Here is an 18,634-nt window from a genome sequence, read left to right as displayed (position 1 = left end):
TTCCAGATGGGCGGCATCGGCCCGATGTTCGGGCAGGTCGGCTTCTTCCACAAATTCGCGGGCAAGGACTACGAGGACAAGCGCCCGCGCGACCGTTACGTCAACGAGTCGAAGCGCCTGCTCGGCGTGCTGGAAGGCCGGCTCAAGGGTCGGCGATGGATCATGGACGAGGACTTCACCATCGCCGATGTTGCGAGCATCGGTTGGGTGCGCAACCTGATCGGCTTCTACGGCGCCCGCGAACTGGTCGAATACGATGCGCTGAAGGAGGTGCCGCGCTGGCTCGAGGCGGCGCTGGCGCGTCCGGCGGTGCAACGCGGGCTCGAGATCCCGAAGCGTCCTGCCTGAGCGCCGGCAAACGGGCCGCGTTCATTCGGGAACGCGTTGATTTGGGGAAAATGTGCGGTCCCGCCTGCAGGAAATAGCGGGACCGGCGCATTGATGTTAGGGAGGCGCTCATGAGCACGACACCGGCACCATCCCTTCAGACCATCGGCACCAAGCGCGCCCGCCTGCAAGACATCATCCGCAAGCGATCGTTCGGGCGCGGCGAGATCACGCTCGCTTCGGGCCGCAAGAGCGACTTCTATTTCAACCTGAAGCCGACCATGCTCGACGCCGAGGGCGCGGCGCTCCTTGCCGAGCTGACGCTCGACGCCCTTGCCGGAGAGCGCGTCGATTATGTCGGCGGGCTGGAGATGGGCGCGGTGCCGATCGCGGGCGCGATCGCGCAGCTCAGCTTCATGAAGGGGACGCCGATCCAGGCGTTCTTCGTGCGCAAGAAGCCGAAGGAGCATGGCGCCCGGCTGTCGGTCGAAGGACTTGCTCCCGGCGAATCGCTCCAGGGCAAGCGCGTGGTGATCGTGGAAGACGTCACCACCACGGGCGGCTCCGCGATCAAGGCGGTGGACGCGGTTCGCGATTCGGGCGCCGACATCGTCATGGTCTTCACCATGGTCGATCGCGAGGAGGGCGCGGCCGAGGCTTTCCGCGATGCCGGCTTAGAGTTTCGCTCCCTGTACCGCGCGGCCGAATTCCTGAAGGACTGACGGCGAATTTTTGTTGCCGTGGTTATCAGCTCGTTTACCGCACGGGCTCATAATGCGGTTTGTTACGAACCCGTGGCGTAGGGCGCCCGGAGCTGTCCCGATCTAACGCAATTAAGCCGTGATCAGCGTTGGAGGGAGCCTGGGCTCTCGCGGATGAAAGGAGCCGTCGTGGCTCGAGCTGGCGTATTGTTGCGCTGGCGGCGGTTTGCCGCGCTTGCGGGATTCGCCGCCGTCCTCGCGGTAGAGGCCTCGTCTCCCGCCTCCGCTCAGAACCTGCTGGAATCGTTGTTCGGCGGCATCCGCCGGGCCTTCACGCCGCGCCTGCAGTCATACGACCCCAACCACGACATGCGAGAGGGCGGGCCATCCTCCGGATATTGCGTGCGGCTTTGCGACGGGCGCTATTTCCCGGTCAGCGGACGGGGCAAGATGAACGCCAGCGAAATGTGCCGCGCGTTTTGCCCGCACGCGCCGACACAGCTCTTTTCCGGCGGCAACATCGCAACTGCCGTCGCACCGAACGGGCAGCGCTACAGCAATCTGCCCAATGCGTTCCTGTATCGCGACAAGGTCGTGGCGGACTGCAGCTGCACCGGCAAGGGGCCGCTTGGTCTCGTGCCGTTCGATGACGTCGAGGACCCTACGCTCCGCAACGGTGACATCGTCGCCACCGAGAGCGGACTGATGAGCTTTCGGAGCGATGGGCGTCAGGCGGAATTCGTTCCCGCTGCGAGCATGCCTGGCTTGTCCGCGAAGATGAAAGAGCAGTTGACGCAGACGCGAGTCGCGCCTGGGCCGGATGCGGCTCCTCAACCGCCTGCACCTCAGGCCGCGCCGGCACGTCCGCCGGTGAACCAGCGGGCGCAGGCGTTGCGATAAGCCAGTCGAGCGCCCTAATTTTGCGCCCCCTGATTTCAATTTTGTCGCGATTTCGGGAAACGAAGTCAGTGCCCCTTCGTTGACAAGGCGGTTTCCTTGTCTCGAAGGGTCGGGCCGTGCTGCGATTTCGCGCAAATCTTGCTGTTGCAGCAACAGTGCTGCTCGCTTCCGGCACCGGCGCGGATGCCTTCTTCGACATGTTCTTTGGCCGAGGGCGCAGCGCACCGCCTGCAGCGCGGTCCTACGCCGACCCTCACCATGACGGCCGACGCTACACGCCGCGTGCCGAACGTCGCGAGCACAGACATTCCGGTGGCGTCACCTATTGCGTGAGATTGTGCGACGGGCGGCACTTTCCCATCAATTATCGCGGTGGTGATGCTGACCTGTGCAACGCCATGTGCCCTGCCAGCCCGACGAAAATCTTCAGCGGAAGCTCGATCGACGATGCGGTGTCCTCGGATGGCAAGCGCTATTCCGACACCCCCAATGCCTTTGTATATCGCGAACGCCTGGTCGACGGTTGCACCTGCAACGGCAAGAGCCCGATCGGGTTGGTCCGGCAGAATATTGCCGACGACGACAGCTTGCAGCGCGGCGATATTCTCGCCACCGAACAGGGTTTCATGTCGTACCGCGGAGACACGCGACGCAAGGCCGATTTCGTGCCGCTCGACATGAAGGGGCTGCCCAAGGCGATGCGCGGCCGGTTGGCAGAGACCAACGTTCAGCCGGCTCCTTCGGCGAGCAAACCTGCGGAAACCACCGGCGCGGCGCCGGCGGATCGACAGGAGCCCGTTCCCCGTCAGGCGTCGAGGTGAGACACCACGAGTTCGGCCAGCGCCAGCGACGAGGTGAGCCCGGGGGATTCAATGCCGAAGAGGTTGATCAGCCCAGCCATGCCGTGCTCCGCCGGCCCCTCGATCATGAAATCGGCCGCGGGTTCGCCGGGGCCGGTGAGCTTCGGGCGAATGCCGGCATAGTCCGGCACCAGTGAGCCGTCGGGCAACGCCGGCCAATAGGTTCGAATGCGGGCGTAGAAGGACGCGGCGCGCTGCGCATCCACGTCATAGGTTTCGCGGTCGATCCACTCGACATCCGGCCCAAAGCGCATGCGGCCGGCAAGGTCGAGCGTGACATGAACGCCGAGGCCGCCGTCGACCGGCGTCGGATAGATCAGGCGCGTGAAGGCGGGACGTCCCGCGTAAGCGAAGTAATTCCCCTTCGCCAGCACCTGTTTGGGAATGCGCGTCGCCGGATAGCCCTCGATGTTGCGCGCCACGGCCTGTGCCGACAGTCCGGCGCAATTCACTACCGCATCCACATCAAGATGGCCCGGCTCGCGTCCGCCGAACGTAACGCGCCAGCCGTGAAGGCCGGGCGCGAGCCGTTCGACCGGTGTTTCGAAGGCAATTGCGCCGCCATGCGCTTCGAGGTCGCCCTGCAGCGCAAGCATGTAACCGTGACCATCGATGATGCCGGTTGTGGGGGAGACGAGGGCCGCAATACAGGACAATTCCGGCTCCAGATCGCGCGCGGCGTTGCCGCCGATGATCTCGAGCCCCTCGACGCCGTTGATACGCCCCTGTTCTGCGATCGCCTCGATACGAGTGCGCTCGGCGTCGTTTGTCGCGACAATGAATTTGCCGCAGCGCCGATGCGGCACACCACGCGCCTCGCAGAAGGCGTAGAGCATGCGATTGCCGCGCACGCACATCCGCGCGCGCACCGAGCCCGTCGGATAATACATACCGGCGTGGATCACCTCGCTGTTGCGCGAGGAGATTCCGGTGCCGATCGCGGACGCCTGCTCGGCCACGATCACATCGTGACCTGCGAGCGCGGCCGCGCGGGCTGTGGCGAGTCCGATGACGCCCGCCCCGATGACAAGAACCTGCATGGCTCAAGCCTACAAAAAAGCGGCCCGGAATGGGCCGCTTTTGTCGTTTCTGAAATGGGTGGTGCGGATTATTCCGCGGCCAGCCGTACCTCCGGCGCGGCGGCGCGCACATCCGGATCCACCTTGCTTTCGAACTTCGTGAAGTTGTCCTGGAACATCTTCACCAGCGCGCGCGCGGTCTCGTCGAATTCCTTCTTGTCCTTCCAGGTCGACACCGGATTGAGCAGATTGGTGTCGATGCCGGGCACTTCGACCGGCACCGCGAAACCGAAATACGGATCGGTGCGGAAGGTCGCGTTCTTCAGCGAGCCGTTGAGCGCCGCGGTCACAAGGGCCCGCGTCGCCTTGATCGGCATGCGGTGGCCGACGCCGTATTTGCCGGCGGTCCAGCCGGAATTGACCAGCCAGCAGTCGACATTGTGCTCGGTGATGTATTTGCGGAACAGGTTGCCGTATTCCGCCGGCGGACGCGGCAGGAACGGCGCACCGAAGCAGGTTGAGAATTCCGGCTGCACGCCGACGAGGCCCTTCTCGGTGCCGGCGACCTTCGCGGTGTAGCCGGACAGGAAGTGATACATCGCCTGCGCGGGCGTCAGCTTCGCGATCGGCGGCATCACGCCATAGGCGTCGGCGGTGAGGAAGATCACGTTCTTCGGATGGCCGGCGCAGCCGGTGCGCGAGGCATTCGGGATCGAGTCCAGCGGGTAGGCCGAGCGGGTATTCTCGGTCTTGGAAATGTCGGTGTAGTCCGGCACGCGGGTGACCGGATCGAACACCACGTTCTCCAGCACCGCGCCGAAGCGGTTGGTGGCGTCCCAGATCAGCGGCTCTTTCTCATAGGTGAGGTCGACGCACTTGGCATAGCAACCACCTTCGAAATTGAAGATGCCGTTGGGGCCCCAGCCAGTTTCGTCGTCGCCGATCAGGGTACGGTTGGGATCGGCGGAGAGCGTGGTCTTGCCGGTGCCGGACAGGCCGAAGAACAGCGCGCTCTCCTTGCCGTCATTCGAGACGTTGGCCGAGCAGTGCATCGGCATCACGCCCTGCGCGGGCAGATAGAAGTTCAGCGTCGTGAACACCGACTTCTTCATTTCGCCGGCATAGGACGAGCCGCAGATCAGCACGATCTTGCGGGTGAAATCGATCGCCACCATCGTGTCGGAGCCTTCGCGGCCGCCGTGACGCTTGGCGTCCGGAACGAACGACGGCAGGTCGATGATGGTCATATCCGGCACGAAGCCCGCGAGTTCGGACTGCTCCGGACGGATCAGCAGGGTGCGGATGAACAGCGAGTGCCAGGCCAGCTCGGTGAAGACGCGGACCTTGATGCGATAGGTCTTGTCGGCGCCGCCATAGAGGTCCTGCGCGAAAAGCTGCTTGCCTTTGCAGTGCGCAAGGAAGTCCTGGTACAGATTTTCGAAATGCTCTTTCGAGAGCTTGCGGTTGCCGTCCCACCACACGCTGTCGCGGGTGAGGTCGTCGACCACGGTATGCTTGTCCTTGGGTGAGCGGCCGGTGTGATGGCCGGTCTCGGCGCAGAGCGCCCCGCCGGCGACGATGTTGCCTTCACCGTTGCGGATCGCGTGCTCGTAAAGCGGCGCGTCGGTCAGATTCCAGTGGACAGCCTGTAGATCCTTCAGGCCAAATTTGTCTGCACCATAGGCTTTATTGCGTACGCCCGTTTCCTGCACGGAATGCCCTCCAAAACGCCCCGACCGCTGCTGCGGCCAGCTTCTGTCACACGCCGATGTGAGTGTGGCCCTTGAGATAGCTCAATCGCGGCCGCGTGGGCCGCGCGGTGTCTTAGAGCCGCGCCGTCGCGCTGCCAAGTCCCTTGAGACCGTAAAGGTTGCCGCGGAATCGCGTTGCACCGCAGCAAATAACGGTAAGTTGGGGCATAAGACGCGTTAAGGATGTGGGTGACTTGCGTGGATTGCGGACTTGCAGGCGGTGGCGGCAGACAAAGGCAACCGTCACCGGCCGCCCTTTGTCTCCTCCTGCACAAATTCCGATCAATCGACGATGTTGACCACCTCGACGCGCCGGTTCTCGCCGGACAGCGGCTGGCTCGGCACCTTCAGCTTTTCGAAGCCGAAGCCGAATACCGCAAGCTTGTCTGGAGCGATGCCGTGACGCTCGATCAGATAGCGGCGCACCGACTGCGCGCGGCGATGTGACAGGCCGAGATTGTATTCGGCGCTGCCGGCGGCGTCGGTATGTCCGTTGAGAACGATATTGGCGCCCTGCAGCTTGGGCGATTTCAGAGCGGCGCCAAGCTCGTCGACTGCCGCGGCCGCCTTCGGCCCGATGACATCGGAATTGTAATCGAAGAAGATCGCAAGATCGATCTTCGGCTTGTCTTCGATCACCTTGGCGATCTCTTCACGCTCTTCCTTGGTCGCCGGTGTGACCGCTTCGATCGAAATCGCGCGGGTGCGTGCTTTCTGCAAGGCGTTCTGCGACGCGGCTGCCTTCGGATCGAACGACCGCGTCAGGCTCCGTGTCTTGCTGCTGGTTGTCTTCGGCGTGAGCGCTTCTTCGATGCGGCTCGATTGCGCATAGGACGGAGTGGCGCCCGCCAGTGCGAACGCTATTGCGATGCTGCCGATAATGAATTTCGCCGTGCGGATCATCGGTTCAACCCTCAATCGGAACACCCAACCATATCACGGCAGGGCTGCGGGGTGCAGCACCTGCGGACAAACCGGATTCACAACTTGGTCGCGCCGATGTGACAGACGGTTCAGCCGGCGCGCGCCTGCTGGGCCATCTGGACGAGGGTCGCGCGCAACGGCCCAGACCCTGCCACGCGTTGCGGGAAGGCGACGCGCAAGGCCGTGCGTCCGTTCTGCAGTTCCAGGCCCTCCGGGTCGAATCCTGCGCAACGCCAGTCGCCGTCCGGCGCTCCGTAGAGATTGGTCGCGTAAAGCCGGCAGGCGTCGGCATGGTCCTCGTTCATGTGCCGTGACGCCCCGTCTTCGGCGGCGAGCAGATCGTCCGCGCCACGGACGTCGACGAGGATGTCCTGCGGCTTGAGGTCGACGATGCGGCCAAAGCCCGCCACCAGATGGGCCGCCGAAATCTCGATCCGGTAGAAAGCGAAATCGGCGAAGTCGGCGAACATCGCAGCTTCCGGCTGGCGCGCCAGGTATCGGCGGCGATCATGCGGGTCGGTGGTCACCGCCGCCCGCCCCATCAGCATGACCCGCGCGCCCTCCAGGGGATCGCCCTCCTTGCGCTCGTCCAGCATCAGCGAGACGCGGCTGTCCGCCATCACGTTTTTTGTATGAATCGCGAGCTTGGAGATCAGGAGGAGCGGGGATCCGTCGAACGCTGTCGCGACATTGACCAGCGAGCAATAGGGGTCGTCAGACCCGGCCATCAGCGTGGCCAGGGCGCCGGAACGCGCTTCCCGCAGCAGTTTCTTCGCGGCGATCTTGGGATCGAAATCGGATTGCGGCTTCATCGGTGGTCACCTGTCGGTCTGGATTCCCCTGCACGGGGCCCGTGCTGGCGGTGGGAACAAAAGAGGGATATGGTCGTCAATACAGCGGAATCATTGAGTTGTTGCCGAATAGTCACATTTCGGCCCAGCTTTACGGGCTTCAAGCCACTCGGGGATTCCACACCGAGCTGAAGAAAAGAGGGGTCATGCCGACCATTGCTCTCGTCGACGACGACCGCAACATTCTCACATCCGTCTCCATCGCGCTCGAGGCCGAGGGATACCGGATCATGACCTACACCGACGGCGCCTCGGCGCTGGACGGCTTCAAGTCCTCGCCTCCGGACCTTGCGATCCTCGATATCAAGATGCCGCGCATGGATGGCATGGAGCTGCTCCGCCGCGTCCGGCAAAAGACCGACATGCCCGTGATCTTCCTGACCTCAAAGGACGAGGAAATCGACGAGCTGTTCGGCTTGAAAATGGGCGCCGACGATTTCATCCGCAAACCCTTCTCCCAGCGGCTGCTGGTGGAGCGCGTCAAGGCCGTGCTGCGCCGTGGCCAACCGAAGGACGGGACTGCGCCGAAAGAAGTCGATACGGCGAAGGTCCTCGAGCGCGGCATGCTGCGCATGGATCCGGAGCGTCACACCTGCACCTGGAAGATGGAGCCGGTGACCCTGACGGTGACCGAATTCCTGATCCTGCAGGCGCTGGCGAGCCGTCCGGGCGTCGTGAAAAGCCGCAACGCGCTAATGGATGCGGCCTATGACGATCAGGTCTATGTCGACGATCGCACCATCGACAGCCACATCAAGCGACTGCGCAAGAAGTTCAAGGTGGTAGACGACGACTTCGACATGATCGAGACCCTGTACGGCGTCGGCTACCGCTTCAAGGAAGCCTGATCGCGGCTACGGACTTCGGCGCAGTCGCGGACCGGCTCGACCAGCGCCGCAGCCCAAATGCGGCGGCCGGTGTAGGAAGATCGGACGCGGGGCACTAGATTGGGGCCACCGCCGCGGGCATCCAGGCCCCGGCGGTGCGAAACCCAGGGCGCAGGTGACGTGCTCGACCGGACCAAGCAACTGACACAGGAAAGCCCGGCCGAGGAAAGGCCGGCTGGCGAAGCGGCCCCGCGCTCGGCCGCTCGCGGCGTATTTCGGAGGCTTTCCGAATACTGGCAGTATTTCGTGGGGCAGGGCTCGTCGAGCCTCACCCGGCGGATCGTGTTCCTGAATGTCGCCGGGCTTTTCGCGCTGTTCGTCGGCATTCTCTACCTGTCGCAGTCCCGACAATTCTTCATCGAGGCGCGTATTCGCAGTCTGCAGGTGCAGGCCGAAATCATCGCCAGCGCGATTGCCGCCTCGGCGGCCGTCGAGACAGACTCGATCACCATCGATCCGGACCGGCTGCTCGAATTGCAGCTTGGCCAGACCTACGGGCCCGACGAAGCCGCCCTCGAATTTCCGATCAGCCCGGAGCGCGTCGCCCCGGTATTGAGGCGATTGATTTCACCGACCAACACGCGCGCGCGCATCTACGATCGCGAGGGTGTGCTGCTGCTCGACAGCCGCAGCCTGTATGGCCGCGGCGACGTGCTGCGGTTCGATCTGCAGGACGGAACCGTCAAGCCGGGCTTTTTCGAAAAGCAGATCAACTCCATCCGCAAATGGCTCGCACGCGGCGACCTGCCCGTGTACCGCGAGCTCGGGCCGGGCGAGGAGGGCACCGCCTATCCGGAAGTCGCAGCGGCGGTCGAGGGCAAGACCAATTCCGTCGTGCGGATCAATCAGCGCGGCGAAGTGATCGTCTCGGTGGCCACGCCCCTGCAACGGTTCCGTGCCGTGCGCGGCGTCCTGCTGCTGTCGACACAAGGCGCCGACATCGAAGACAGTATCGCGGCGGAACGGCTGGCAATCTTCAAGGTGTTCCTGGTCGCCGCCGTGATCATGACCGTGCTGTCGATGTTCCTTGCCCGCACCATAGCCGGGCCGGTACGCCGCCTTGCCGATGCCGCCGAACGCGTGCGAAGGCGGATTCGGTCTCGCGTGGAGATTCCGGACTTCACGCACCGCAAGGACGAAATCGGCGATCTGTCCGGCGCGCTTCGCGAGATGACCAATGTGCTCTACAGCCGGATCGAGGCGATCGAGAGCTTTGCCGCCGATGTTGCGCACGAATTGAAAAACCCGCTCACGTCGCTGCGTTCGGCGGTGGAAACCATCCCGCTGGCGAAGACGCAGGAAAGCAAGGAGCGGCTGTTCGCCGTGATCCAGCACGACGTCAGCCGCCTTGATCGGCTGATCTCCGATATTTCCGACGCGAGCCGGCTTGACGCTGAATTGCAGCGGCAGGAATCCGCGCCGGTCAATCTGCATACGCTGCTTACAACGGTCGTTACGGTCGCCAACGAAGTGCGTCAGGACGAGGGCGTCCATGTTGCGCTCGCGTTCGAAGGTGGCGGGCCGCAGGCCTTCGTCGTGCCAGGCCACGATTCGCGGATTGGCCAGGTGATCGACAATCTGATCGCCAACGCGCGGTCCTTCTCGACGCCGGGCGGTACGGTGCGGGTTACTGCACGGCGCGTGCGCGACATGGTCGAGATCATCGTGGATGACGACGGTCCCGGCATCCGGCCGGATGCGATGCAGAAGATATTCGAGCGCTTCTACACGGATCGCCCGCACCAGGGCTTCGGCAATAATTCCGGACTCGGTCTTTCGATCTCGAAACAGATCATCGAGGCGCATGGCGGGAAAATCTGGGCGGAGAACCGTCGCGGCGTGCCGACACATGACGGCGCCGACCCGCTGATCCTGGGCGCACGTTTTGTCGTGCAACTGCCGGCCGCGTGATCGGACAGACGGCGGGCATGGCTGGGCCGTCGATACATGCCACCGCCATCCTCTGGGGTTACCGGGGCATTCTGATCCGCGGACCGTCCGGCTCCGGCAAGTCGCGGCTCGCGCTGTCGCTTCTTCAGTCTCACGGGCCGGAGCTGGTGCGCCTGATCGGCGACGACCGTATCCATCTCGAAGCGATGCATGGCCGGCTGCTGATGCGGCCGGCGCAGGCGCTTGCCGGGCGGATCGAGATCCGCGGGCAGGGCATCGCGCGCCTGCCGTTCGAGCCGGTGGCGGTCGCTCATCTCGTGGTCGATCTCGATGCTTCGGATTCGGCCCGGCTCCCTGAAGCCGTGTCGCTGACCACCGACCTCCTTGGCGTCCGGCTGGCGCGGCTTCCGGTCGCACCCGGGGTGGACGCACGGGTCGCGCTTCTGGCGCGGCTCGACGAAAAGTGCCAATGGGACAGCGCTTAAGCGGCCGGAACGCGGCTCTGCGAGCCCTCTCGCAAAAACCCTGTGGCTTTCTTACCTATCGCGATGCAACATGACCCCGAAAACGCTGTGGCGGGCCTTGCAATGGGTTTTCGGATGGTCAAGATGAGCGCCCTTTCGAGCGGCGCCCGCGATGCGAAGAGCGCCCGCCGGAGTCCTTGATGATCGGCCTTGTTCTCGTCACTCACGGCCGCCTCGCCGTGGAGTTCCGCTCGGCGCTGGAGCACGTGGTCGGTCCGCAGAAGCAGATCGAAGCCATTACGATTGGTCCCGACGACGACGTCGAGCAGCGTCGCAAGGACATCATCGAAGCCGTCAAGCGCGTTGATACGGGGGATGGTGTCGCGATCCTGACCGACATGTTCGGTGGGACGCCCTCGAATCTTGCGATATCCTGCATGAGCCGCCCCAAAGTTGAGGTGGTTGCGGGGATCAATCTGCCGATGCTGGTAAAACTTGCCAAGGTCCGGAGCGATCAGCCATTGCCGGAGGCAGTTGCGGCCGCCCAGGATGCCGGACGAAAATACGTGACCATTGCCAGCCGGGTGCTTGCCGGAAAATGACCGCCAACGGCGCGATCGTTCGCGTTCTGGAAATCTGCAACAAGAAGGGCTTGCACGCGCGCGCGTCAGCCAAGTTCGTGCAGACCGTCGAGCGTTTCGATGCCGACGTGAAGGTGACGCGCAATGGTGAGACGGTCGGCGGCAATTCCATCATGGGGCTGATGATGCTTGGTGCCGGCCCCGGCTCCACGATTACAGTCGAAGCCAGCGGCAATGATGCCGAGGCTGTGATGGATGCCATCGAAAGCCTCATCGGCGGCCGTTTCGACGAGGACGACTGACTTTCCAACCGGCGCGCTCCGCTGCCGGCGCCTGCGGCCCTGCAATCAAAAGTAGAAAAAGTCACGAGTTCCCGTCATAATCCCGCCCCATTAGGGGAGGGGCGCGATGGTTCGCGCCGTCGTGCGGCGTGCCGGTTTCGATTGAAGATATTGCCAAGCAGATTCTTGTCCTGCTGCCTGAGGACGGGACGCCGGTCCTGAACCGCGTGATGCGGGTCATGCTGGCGCGGGCGCTGTCATGCGACATCCCGGAGGATCGTTACGGTGCTGCCCGCGCCAAGCTCATCGAGCGCGGTCAGGTCGGCCTGAAGCAGGGCCCCGGCGGGCGCCTTTTCCGTACGCCGCACGCCACGCCGCGGAGCATAGCCCGCGGCTCTGCGGCGAAAGACGCCTGGAGCGAGGCGAGCCTGATGCCGTGGCTCGGCAAATATCTCGACGGTCCGATTCAGCAAGACCTCGACTTGCTGCGCGGCGCCCGATGCATCACCTGCGACACCTCGAAGATCGGCCGGACCGGCACGCAATGGGCGCGGCCCGATTTCACGCTGATCAGTGTGAAGCAATTCAGGTTGCTGCCGGGCGTCGAGGTCGACGTGCACAGCTTCGAACTGAAGACCGAGAGCGGCGGCGCCACCGATCTCGCGGTGTTCGAAACGCTGGCGCAAACCCGCTTCACCAATTTCGGCTATCTGGTCTGGCACCTGCCCGAGGGGTCGAAATTCGGCAAGAAGCTCCCCGACATCCAGCGGCAATGCGACCATTATGGTCTTGGCTTCGTTCGTGCGCGCGATCCGCGGCAATTCGATAGCTGGGACATTCTGCTGGAGCCCACCCGCAAGGCGACACCCGCCGCCGAAATCGATGTCTTTCTTGACGAGCGGTTGCAGGACGCCCAGCGTAAGCAGATCAGATCGTTGCTCAACGGTGCGTCCGCATGAAAGGCAAGGTCATCGCCGTTGCCAATATGAAAGGCGGCGTCGGCAAGACCGCGACGGTGATTGGCCTCGCCGAAAGCCTGGCGGCAAGAGGCGCGGACACGCTTGTGGTCGATCTCGACCCGCAGGCCAATGCCTCGATCTGTCTGGCGGGCGATCAGTTTCTCAAGACCATCATCGAACAAGGCAACACCATCGACGCTTTCCTCGAAGACCGCTTCATGCGGGGCCAAAAGGACGCGGCCCTGGAGAAACGCATCCGCACCAATATCAGCAACGTCACCCATCTCGGCCGCCAATTGCCGCTGGCTCTGCTCGCCTCCAGCTCGGAGCTTCGTCTGGTGGAGCGCAACATGATCTTCACCCTGACCAAGTCGGGGATGTCGCTCGATCGGATCGTCGAGGCGCTTTACCAGATCATCAAGGACGAGCTGAAACGGACGCGGAAGTCCTACGACTACATTCTGTTCGATTGTGCGCCGGGCATCTCGGTGTTGACCGAAGTCAGCATCCGGCTTGCCAATCTCGTCATCGTGCCGACCATTCCCGATTTTCTGTCGACCTATGGTCTCAAGTCCTTCTGCAGCAATCTCTGGAGCGGGCCGATCGCAAGTCAGAGCAATCTCAAGCAGCCGAAGCGTCTGCCGCATGTCCTGATCACGCGCCGCCGCCCGACACGGGATCACGAAAGAACGAGAGTGCGGCTGCGCTCGGAATCCGCAAAGGACGACACAAGATTTTCCGTGTTCGCGACGGAGATTCCCGAGCGTGCCGCGATCGCACAGGCGCTCGGCACAATTCACGTGCATCCGACCTTTTCGCAGAAGTGGCGTGACGGGACCGACATCATGCTGGCGGACCTCGTCAAAGAGGTGAGAGAGGTCCTTCATGGCTCTTGAATTCGACGGCTTCGACGCCTGGAGTGCGATCGCAAAAAGCCCGGATGTTTTCGCCTCGCTGCGCGCGGAGGCGGCGAAGTCGGCGCGCAGCGCCCTGACCAAATATCTGAAGACCAAGACGCTTGGTCTGTCGGACTTCTGTGAAGCTCGCAAGGCGCTCGGCAAGAAGGTCTTCGGTCTTCTGGTGGACGGCCTGAAGGACGGCGAGCTGAAGACGATCGTCGCCCGGCTCGACAAGCATCATCCCGATCTGAAGTCGGCCGATGCCGCCTGGAGGCGGCAGCATTTCCTGGCGCTGGTGCGCGGTGACGTCCAGCCGACCGCGAAGCCCGCAACGCCGGCGAAAAGGCCGAAGGCGAAGCGCACGCCGAAAGCCGCCCCTGACGAGGGCGAATGGTTTGCCTCGGCCGGCGCCGTCCGCAAGCGCTAGGCGCCGTCTGCCACCCTCAGTGATAGCCCCCTTCAGCCCGCAAGGCGAAGGCGCCGCCGGGCGCTCGCGGCGGGTGGCCTTTTAAAGGCTTTCGAAAGGACATAAAGAAATCTTTATATCCACATTGCGTCCCATGGCGGACCCTGCTATAGCCGCGCCCGAACCGGCGGCCTGACCTGCGGGTCGCGTCCGTTTTCCAGACATCTAGGCAAGACACAGCGTCAAGGAGCGTCATGACCGCAGCAGCAGCGAAACAGCCGGGCTTTTCCGATTACATCGTCGCCGACATCGGCCTCGCCGATTTCGGCCGGAAGGAAATCTCGCTCGCCGAAACCGAGATGCCGGGCCTGATGGCGACCCGTGAGGAATACGGCAAGTCGCAGCCGCTGAAGGGCGCGCGGATCGCCGGCTCCCTGCACATGACCATCCAGACCGCGGTGCTGATCGAGACGCTGAAGGCGCTCGGCGCCGATATCCGCTGGGTGTCCTGCAACATCTATTCGACCCAGGATCACGCCGCCGCGGCGATCGCCGCGGCCGGCATCCCGGTCTTCGCCGTGAAGGGCGAGACGCTGAAGGATTACTGGGACTACACCGCCAAGCTGTTCGACTGGCACGGCGGCGGCTACCCGAACATGATCCTCGACGACGGCGGCGACGCCACCCTGTTGATCCATCTCGGCGTGCGCGCCGAGAAGGGCGACACCGCCTTCCTCGACAAGCCTACCTCGGAAGAAGAGGAAATCCTGTTCGCTCTGATCAAGAGGCTCCTCAAGGAGAAGCCGAAGGGCTGGTTCGGCGAGATCGCAAAGTCGGTCAAGGGCGTCTCGGAAGAGACCACGACCGGCGTGCATCGCCTCTACGAGATGCAGAAGGCCGGTACGCTCCTGTGGCCCGCGATCAACGTCAACGACTCGGTGACGAAGTCGAAATTCGACAACCTCTATGGCTGCAAGGAATCGCTGGTCGACGGCATTCGCCGCGGCACTGACGTCATGATGGCCGGCAAGGTCGCGATGGTCGCGGGCTTCGGCGACGTCGGCAAGGGTTCGGCCGCCTCCCTGCGCAACGCCGGCTGCCGCGTGCTGGTGTCGGAGATCGATCCGATCTGCGCCCTGCAGGCCGCGATGGAAGGCTATCAGGTCGTGACCATGGAAGAGGCGGCGCCGATCGCCGACATCTTCGTCACCGCCACCGGCAACAAGGATGTCATCACGATCGACCATATGCGGGCGATGAAGGATCGCGCGATCGTCTGCAACATCGGCCATTTCGACAACGAGATTCAGGTCGCGGGCCTGAAGAACCTGAAGTGGAACAACATCAAGCCGCAGGTGGACGAGATCACCTTCCCGGATGGCCACCGCATCATCCTGCTGTCGGAAGGACGCCTGGTGAATCTCGGTAACGCGATGGGTCATCCGAGCTTCGTGATGAGCTCCTCCTTCACCAACCAGACGCTGGCGCAGATCGAGCTGTTCACCAATCCGGGCAAGTACGAGAAGAAGGTCTACACGCTGCCGAAGCACCTCGACGAGAAGGTGGCGCGCCTGCATCTCGACAAGATCGGCGTGAAGCTGACCAAGCTTCGCCCCGACCAGGCCGAATATATCGGCGTGAAGCAGGAAGGCCCGTACAAGGCGGACCATTACCGCTACTGATTTCTTCTTCCGTGAATCGGGAATACGAAATGGCCGGGCTTTGCCCGGCCATTTCTTTGTTATGCTTGTCTTCAAACGGAGGACACGATGGCGAAGAAACCATCCAGGACCTCGGCGAAGACTGCGAAATCGACTGCGCGCAAGAAGCCGGCGTCCGCCAAGGCCGCAAAGCCGAAGCTTTTGTCCGGCGGCAATCCGCAAATCGCGAAGGGCTATGGCGATGCGCCGGTGCAGGCCTATATCGCCGCGATGCCGGGCTGGAAGAGCGATCTCGGCCGCACGCTTGATGCACTGATCGTGCGCGCCGTGCCCGGCGTGAAGAAAGCGGTGAAGTGGAATTCCCCGTTCTACGGCATGGAGGAAGGTGTCTGGTTCCTCAGCTTTCATTGCTTCGCGAAATACATCAAGGTCGCGTTCTTCCGCGGCGCCCTGCTCGATCCGCTGCCGCCCGGCACGTCGAAGCAGGAACGCGTACGCTATCTCGACATCTATGAGGATCGTTTCGACGAGGCGCAGTTCGTCAGCTGGGTGAAGCAGGCGAGCGCATTGCCCGGCGAGAAGATGTGAGGCGATCGTCAGGGCCGCCCGCGCAGCCTGAACCAGTGAGAGGTGGGCATGAACCGGATCACCGAAGACGGCCGCTCGCTGGCCTGCGTCGAAGTCGGTGATCCACAGTTCACGGACAGGGAGAGCACCTCATGAAGGCAGCGAAGAAGACGGTGAAGCCGCAAAAGACGGCGGGTGCAAAATCCTCCGCCGACTGGCGCGCCGCGACTCTCGCGCGTGTCCGCGCGATCATGCGTGAGGCCGATTCCGATATTGTCGAGACGGTGAAATGGCAGAAGCCCTCCAACCCGGCCGGCGTTCCGGTCTGGGAAAAGGCCGGCATCATCTGCACCGGCGAAACCTACAAGGACAAGGTGAAGCTGACCTTCGCCAGGGGCGCCGCGCTGCTCGACCCGTCCGGCCTATTCAATGCCGGACTCGACGGCAATGTGCGGCGCGCGATCGACATTCATGAAGGCGAGACGATCGACGAAGCGGCGTTGAAGGCGCTCGTCCGCGCGGCCGTGGCGCTCAACGAGAAAGGCCGCGCAAGCAAGTCGCGGGCCTGAGCGCCGGGGCTACAGGTTGAGCTGTACCAGCACGAGGTCGAGCCGCTTGCCGAATTTCTCGCCGACGCCGGGCAGACGGCCGGCTTCCTCGAAGCCCATGGTTTCGTGGAGCGCCAGCGACGGATAGTTCGAGGCGTCGATCGCCCCGATCATCACCCGCTTGCCGAGCCGGCGCGCCTCCTCGATCAGCGCCTGGAGCAGCATCCGGCCGAAACCCTTGCCCTGCGCCTCGTCCAGCACATAGACCGAATGCTCGACGGTGTGCCGGTAGCCCTCGAAGGGGCGGAACTGCCCGAAAGAGCCGTAGCCCTGCACGCCGCCTTCGTCAGCGACCAGGACCGGGAAACCGGCCTCCCGCCGCGTGGCAAACCAGACGCGGCGGCCCTCCAGATCGGACGGCGCCTCGTTCCAGATCGCCGTGGTTTTGGTGACGGCGTCGTTATAGATCGCGAGAATCGCAGGTAGATCGGCTTCCGTTGCGGGCCGTATTGTCGCCACCTCAGATCGCCTCCTGTCGGCCGGTCCCGGCCGCTTATCGTTGCTTGTGGGCCTTTTCCGGCAATGCTATCCCGCCGCCCATGACAGCGGCAACCATCGACAATATCCGCAATTTTTCCATTGTTGCGCATATCGACCACGGCAAGTCCACGCTCGCCGACCGGCTGATCCAGCTCACCGGGGCGATGGACGCGCGGGAGATGGCCGGTAAGGAGCAGGTGCTCGATTCCATGGACATCGAGCGCGAGCGCGGCATCACCATCAAGGCGCAGACCGTACGGCTGCGCTATCGCGCCAAGGACGGCAAGGAATACATCCTCAACCTGATCGACACCCCTGGCCATGTCGACTTCGCCTACGAGGTGAACCGCTCGCTCGCCGCCTGCGAGGGCTCGCTGCTCGTGGTCGACGCCTCGCAGGGCGTGGAGGCGCAGACGCTCGCCAATGTCTATCAGGCGATCGACAACAACCACGAGATCGTGCCGGTCCTGAACAAGGTCGATCTGCCGGCGGCAGAGCCGGAGAAGGTCAAGCAGCAGATCGAGGACGTGATCGGCATCGACGCCTCGGATGCGATCCCGATCTCCGCCAAGACCGGCATCGGTATCCCCGACGTGCTGGAGGCGATCGTCCATCGCCTGCCGCCGCCGAAGGGCGACCGCAACGCGCCGCTCAAGGCACTGCTGGTCGATTCCTGGTACGACCCCTATCTCGGCGTCATCGTGCTGGTGCGCATTGTCGACGGCACGCTGAAGGAAGGCGACCGCATCCAGATGATGGGGACCGGCGCGGTCTATGACGTCGACCGGGTCGGCGTGTTCACCCCGAAGAAGGTCGAGGTGAGCGAACTCGGCCCCGGCGAGATCGGCTTCCTCACCGCCTCGATCAAGGAAGTGGCCGACACCCGCGTCGGCGATACGCTGACCGACGCGCGAAAGCCGGTCTCCGAGCCGCTGCCCGGCTTCAAGCCGGCGATCCCGGTGGTGTTCTGCGGACTGTTCCCGGTCGATGCCGCGCAATTCGAGGATCTGCGCGCGGCGATGGGCAAGCTGCGCCTCAATGATGCGAGCTTCTCATTCGAGATGGAGACCTCGGCTGCGCTCGGCTTCGGCTTCCGCTGCGGCTTCCTCGGGCTCCTGCATCTCGAAATCATCCAGGAGCGGCTGGAGCGCGAATTCAATCTCGACCTGATTGCGACCGCGCCGAGCGTCATCTACAAGATGACGCTGACCGATGGCAGCCACATCGAGATCCACAATCCGGTCGACATGCCGGACGTCGTCAAGATCGAGGAGATCGAGGAGCCGTGGATCGAGGCCACGATCCTGACGCCCGACGAATATCTCGGTTCGGTGCTCAAGCTCTGCCAGGACCGGCGCGGCAATCAGAAAGAGCTGACCTATGTCGGCAACCGCGCGATGGTGAAATACGATCTGCCGCTCAACGAGGTGGTGTTCGATTTCTACGACCGGTTGAAGTCGGTGTCGAAGGGCTATGCCTCGTTCGACTATCATCTGACGGACTATCGCCCGTCCGACCTCGTGAAGATGCAGATCCTCGTCAACTGCGAGCCGGTCGATGCGCTGGCGATGCTGGTGCACAAGACGCGCGCGGAGGGCCGCGGCCGCGCGATGGTGGA

At 63.5% G+C, this 18,634-nt stretch carries 21 protein-coding genes; 16 read left to right on the top strand and 5 right to left on the bottom strand.

Translation table 11 applies throughout. The features are described 5' to 3' along the window. From VN004_RS03175 to VN004_RS03160, 4 genes are all read left to right on the top strand, one after another. Nucleotides 1-348: glutathione binding-like protein (locus VN004_RS03175; RefSeq protein WP_325606933.1), on the top strand; the 348-nt coding region annotated here is incomplete at its 5' end. 110 nt (nt 349-458) lie between these two features. Then, complete coding sequence (pyrE, locus tag VN004_RS03170; RefSeq protein ID WP_325606931.1) at nt 459-1,049, top strand: orotate phosphoribosyltransferase; 591 nt, start codon at nt 459-461, stop codon at nt 1,047-1,049. A 168-nt stretch (nt 1,050-1,217) separates the two neighbouring features. Continuing rightward, nucleotides 1,218-1,928, top strand: a complete 711-nt coding sequence (locus VN004_RS03165; RefSeq protein WP_325606929.1) for a DUF2865 domain-containing protein — start codon at nt 1,218-1,220, stop codon at nt 1,926-1,928. 155 nt (nt 1,929-2,083) lie between these two features. Beyond that, nucleotides 2,084-2,749: a DUF2865 domain-containing protein gene (locus VN004_RS03160; protein ID WP_325606927.1), complete on the top strand. Its 666-nt coding sequence runs from the start codon at nt 2,084-2,086 to the stop codon at nt 2,747-2,749. On the opposite strand, the gene VN004_RS03155 is transcribed toward VN004_RS03160, so the two are convergent. The 4 genes from VN004_RS03155 to VN004_RS03140 form a co-directional block, all read right to left on the bottom strand. Beyond that, nucleotides 2,734-3,828, bottom strand: coding sequence for an NAD(P)/FAD-dependent oxidoreductase (locus tag VN004_RS03155; RefSeq protein ID WP_325606925.1), 1,095 nt, complete (start codon nt 3,826-3,828; stop codon nt 2,734-2,736). The genes VN004_RS03160 and VN004_RS03155 overlap by 16 nt on opposite strands. A gap of 68 nt (nt 3,829-3,896) precedes the next feature. Continuing rightward, nucleotides 3,897-5,519, bottom strand: a complete 1,623-nt coding sequence (locus VN004_RS03150; RefSeq protein WP_325606923.1) for a phosphoenolpyruvate carboxykinase — start codon at nt 5,517-5,519, stop codon at nt 3,897-3,899. Between the two features lie 321 nt (nt 5,520-5,840). Next, nucleotides 5,841-6,461, bottom strand: coding sequence for an OmpA family protein (locus VN004_RS03145; RefSeq protein ID WP_325606920.1), 621 nt, complete (start codon nt 6,459-6,461; stop codon nt 5,841-5,843). 110 nt (nt 6,462-6,571) lie between these two features. Further along, a complete protein-coding gene (locus VN004_RS03140; RefSeq protein ID WP_325606918.1) occupies nt 6,572-7,294 on the bottom strand; it encodes a HugZ family protein in 723 nt (240 codons plus the stop codon). A 185-nt stretch (nt 7,295-7,479) separates the two neighbouring features. Between VN004_RS03140 and VN004_RS03135 the strand changes: the two genes are divergently transcribed. The 11 genes from VN004_RS03135 (at nt 7,480) to VN004_RS03085 (ending at nt 16,497) form a co-directional block, all read left to right on the top strand. Continuing rightward, on the top strand, nt 7,480-8,181 hold the full coding sequence (locus VN004_RS03135) for a response regulator transcription factor (protein WP_325606916.1): 702 nt from the start codon (nt 7,480-7,482) through the stop codon (nt 8,179-8,181). A 159-nt stretch (nt 8,182-8,340) separates the two neighbouring features. Then, nucleotides 8,341-10,131 carry a stimulus-sensing domain-containing protein gene (locus tag VN004_RS03130; protein WP_414710223.1) on the top strand — a complete coding sequence of 597 codons (1,791 nt, stop codon included), beginning with the start codon at nt 8,341-8,343 and terminating at the stop codon, nt 10,129-10,131. Between the two features lie 17 nt (nt 10,132-10,148). Then, on the top strand, nt 10,149-10,595 hold the full coding sequence (locus VN004_RS03125) for an HPr kinase/phosphatase C-terminal domain-containing protein (RefSeq protein ID WP_325606914.1): 447 nt from the start codon (nt 10,149-10,151) through the stop codon (nt 10,593-10,595). A 179-nt stretch (nt 10,596-10,774) separates the two neighbouring features. Beyond that, nucleotides 10,775-11,176 (top strand): PTS sugar transporter subunit IIA, encoded by a 402-nt coding sequence (locus VN004_RS03120; RefSeq protein ID WP_325606912.1) that lies wholly within the window; start codon nt 10,775-10,777, stop codon nt 11,174-11,176. After that, entirely contained in the window at nt 11,173-11,457 is a 285-nt protein-coding gene (locus tag VN004_RS03115; protein ID WP_325606910.1) for an HPr family phosphocarrier protein, read from the top strand. The genes VN004_RS03120 and VN004_RS03115 overlap by 4 nt, the downstream gene beginning before the upstream one ends. Nucleotides 11,458-11,585: 128 nt before the next feature. Next, the gene (locus tag VN004_RS03110; RefSeq protein WP_325606908.1) at nt 11,586-12,395 is read left to right on the top strand and encodes a hypothetical protein; all 810 of its coding nucleotides are present in this window, start codon (nt 11,586-11,588) and stop codon (nt 12,393-12,395) included. Next, nucleotides 12,392-13,291 (top strand): ParA family protein, encoded by a 900-nt coding sequence (locus VN004_RS03105; RefSeq protein ID WP_325606906.1) that lies wholly within the window; start codon nt 12,392-12,394, stop codon nt 13,289-13,291. The genes VN004_RS03110 and VN004_RS03105 overlap by 4 nt, the downstream gene beginning before the upstream one ends. Next, a complete protein-coding gene (locus VN004_RS03100; protein WP_325606904.1) occupies nt 13,281-13,721 on the top strand; it encodes a hypothetical protein in 441 nt (146 codons plus the stop codon). The genes VN004_RS03105 and VN004_RS03100 overlap by 11 nt, the downstream gene beginning before the upstream one ends. 233 nt (nt 13,722-13,954) lie before the next feature. Further along, entirely contained in the window at nt 13,955-15,382 is a 1,428-nt protein-coding gene (gene ahcY, locus VN004_RS03095) for an adenosylhomocysteinase (protein ID WP_325606902.1), read from the top strand. Between the two features lie 87 nt (nt 15,383-15,469). Further along, complete coding sequence (locus VN004_RS03090; RefSeq protein WP_325606900.1) at nt 15,470-15,949, top strand: DUF1801 domain-containing protein; 480 nt, start codon at nt 15,470-15,472, stop codon at nt 15,947-15,949. A 131-nt stretch (nt 15,950-16,080) separates the two neighbouring features. Further along, nucleotides 16,081-16,497 carry a DUF1801 domain-containing protein gene (locus VN004_RS03085; RefSeq protein ID WP_325606898.1) on the top strand — a complete coding sequence of 139 codons (417 nt, stop codon included), beginning with the start codon at nt 16,081-16,083 and terminating at the stop codon, nt 16,495-16,497. 9 nt (nt 16,498-16,506) lie between these two features. On the opposite strand, the gene VN004_RS03080 is transcribed toward VN004_RS03085, so the two are convergent. Beyond that, on the bottom strand, nt 16,507-16,995 hold the full coding sequence (locus VN004_RS03080; protein ID WP_325606897.1) for a GNAT family N-acetyltransferase: 489 nt from the start codon (nt 16,993-16,995) through the stop codon (nt 16,507-16,509). Between the two features lie 80 nt (nt 16,996-17,075). Here VN004_RS03080 and lepA point away from each other — a divergent pair. Next, nucleotides 17,076-18,634, top strand: a 1,559-nt coding sequence (gene lepA / locus VN004_RS03075) for a translation elongation factor 4 (protein WP_325606896.1), incomplete at its 3' end; no start/stop codon positions are given.

The sequence above is a fragment of the Pseudorhodoplanes sp. genome, assembly GCF_035565855.1.
Classification (GTDB): domain Bacteria; phylum Pseudomonadota; class Alphaproteobacteria; order Rhizobiales; family Xanthobacteraceae; genus Pseudorhodoplanes.
This window is presented reverse-complemented; position numbering and strand designations above follow the sequence as displayed.